This window comes from Bowmanella dokdonensis, from assembly GCF_017254865.1.
Taxonomy (GTDB): domain Bacteria; phylum Pseudomonadota; class Gammaproteobacteria; order Enterobacterales; family Alteromonadaceae; genus Bowmanella; species Bowmanella dokdonensis.
The window spans coordinates 1-278 of the sequence record NZ_JAFKCV010000452.1 but is presented as its reverse complement, the minus strand read 5'-3'; the positions used below and the strand labels follow the sequence as shown (position 1 = coordinate 278).

Genomic DNA, 278 nt, shown 5'->3' with positions numbered 1-278 from the left:
AGGACTTCGCGGTGACTGCCGAGGGCGCCAGTTTCCAGATTCGCAGCCACAATCAGGACAGCCAGATTGACACCCTGACCCTGAAATTTGACGGAAAAACTCTGGTTTCACTGAGCCTGTTGGATAGGCAGCAGCAAACCAGCACCCTGGATTTTTCTGATATCCAGCAAAACGCCTCGTTACCGGCAGAGCTGTTTCGCTTCGCGCTTCCCGATGGTTACGAACTGGATGATCAACGCCAGGTGCAGACCGGAAGCTTGCCAAAACCATGACCCAGC

General features: G+C 54.3%; 1 protein-coding gene. It reads left to right on the top strand.

Annotated elements, in window-relative coordinates; genetic code table 11:
• Positions 1-272: LolA family protein (locus J0A66_RS23270; RefSeq protein ID WP_206576124.1), on the top strand; the 272-nt coding region annotated here is incomplete at its 5' end.
• Between the last annotated feature and the right edge of the window lie 6 nt (positions 273-278).